Origin of the sequence: Candidatus Nitrosopumilus salarius BD31, assembly GCF_000242875.2 — an archaeon.
Taxonomy (GTDB): domain Archaea; phylum Thermoproteota; class Nitrososphaeria; order Nitrososphaerales; family Nitrosopumilaceae; genus Nitrosopumilus; species Nitrosopumilus salarius.
In genome coordinates, this window is the sequence record NZ_AEXL02000049.1 from 1 (window position 1) to 1,634 (window position 1,634).

Below are 1,634 nucleotides of genomic sequence, written 5' to 3' on the forward strand. Positions count from 1 at the left end.
GATGTGGAGTTCAAGGAAATTGGACAGATAAAAAAGAGCGCCGTATTTTTCACCAATTTTTGAAACCATGTTATTTTTCTCTAGTACTTTCAAATGATGTTGGATTGCCTTGTAATCAAGATTGAGTACGTGGGATAGTTGATGTGTGTTGTATGGTTTTTCAAGCAGATTGATAATAATTCGTAAACGAGTAAAGCCACCTCTTGTACTTGTAAACAAGTAAAGTAGTAGTTTTCTAGTCTGCTTGTCAGGCTTTCTTTGTTCTGAGACTTTTCTTGATCTGAGAATTTCTTTGAATTCTAGTAGCTGATTGACCATATTTCCTAGAAATAATAGTACAAATTTTGCTTAAAACCCTATTTCCAGATCTTTTCCACATTCAGACAAGACAATTACCCTTAAATTGACTGAGAATGAACTCGTTTTGATATGATGGCATCACGTGGTTATGATATGACCCCTACCATGTATTCACCGGATGGCAGAATCTACCAAGTAGAATACGCAATAGAGACGGTAAAGAGAGGGACACTAGCCATAGGAGTTCTAAGTAAAGAAGGAGTCATCATGGCAGTAGAGGAGAAACCACGAACATTACAAACCCCTAATGTAACACAAAAGATTTTCCAAGTAGATTACCATATAGGAGTTGCAGCTGCAGGTTACATTCCAGATGCACGAGTTCAAGTTGACAATGCAAGATTCTTTTCACAAGGTAACAGAATGACTTATGATGAATCTGTTGAAGTTGCAACTGTTGCTAAACATTTAGCAGATCAAGCTCATCAGTTTACACAGTATGGAGGAGTACGTCCAAACGGAGTTTCCATGATCATTGCAGGAATTGATCAAAAAGGAGAATCAATCTATGTTACAGATCCTAGTGGAACATATGTACAATTTGCAGCAGTCGCAATTGGCGCAGGTTCTGATGAGGTTAACGAATTTTTAGAAAAACACTACAATGAAGATATGAGTTTAGATGATGCAGCATCATTAGCAATAGCAGCAATCAACCTCAAAGCAGAAACAAAAGAAGGAATTAATCACATAAAGATGGCAAAAATTACATCTAAAGAAAAAGTTTTTGAAAAAGTTTCAGAGTCGGATTTACAAAAATATTCTCAAAACGCATCAAAGTTTGCACAGTAGAAGTTTTAGATTTGAAACATAATCAATCAATTAAGAGTAGATAGATTATGGGTTTAGGCAGTTATTGGGGAGAAGTAATGGATGTACTTCGAGAAATCATCCCAATTTATGACAAAGTAAATTCAATTATTTCACTTGGCAAAGACAAAGAGCACAGAATTCGCGGAATTTCACAACGAGTTTTTCCAGGAAACAAAATCCTAGACGCGGGTTCTGGTTTTGGAAACATGTCAAAGACAGCATCAAGACTGACTGATGATAAAATTTCAATCACACTTTATGATCCACTTGTCCCAATGTTAAAAAATACAGCCACACATTTTGAGAAATTACCAGACATGGCAAACGGAGTTTTTGAACATATTCCATTTAGAGATAATGAATTTGATGCAGTTTTGTGCGGATATTCTTTAAGAGATGCAATAAATTTGAGAATAGCAATTTCTGAAATCCACAGAGTTTTGAAAAGAGACGGAAGATTT

At 35.7% G+C, this 1,634-nt stretch carries 3 protein-coding genes; 2 read left to right on the forward strand and 1 reads right to left on the reverse strand.

The window, feature by feature from the left end:
• Positions 1-318: ArsR/SmtB family transcription factor (locus tag BD31_RS02135; protein ID WP_008297848.1), on the reverse strand; the 318-nt coding region annotated here is incomplete at its 3' end.
• A 111-nt stretch (positions 319-429) separates the two neighbouring features.
• On the opposite strand from BD31_RS02135, the gene BD31_RS02140 reads away from it, so the two are divergent.
• Positions 430-1,152, forward strand: coding sequence for an archaeal proteasome endopeptidase complex subunit alpha (locus BD31_RS02140; RefSeq protein WP_048097364.1), 723 nt, complete (start codon positions 430-432; stop codon positions 1,150-1,152).
• A 47-nt stretch (positions 1,153-1,199) separates the two neighbouring features.
• Positions 1,200-1,634 (forward strand): methyltransferase domain-containing protein (locus tag BD31_RS02145; protein ID WP_008297853.1); only part of this gene is annotated, 435 nt, incomplete at its 3' end.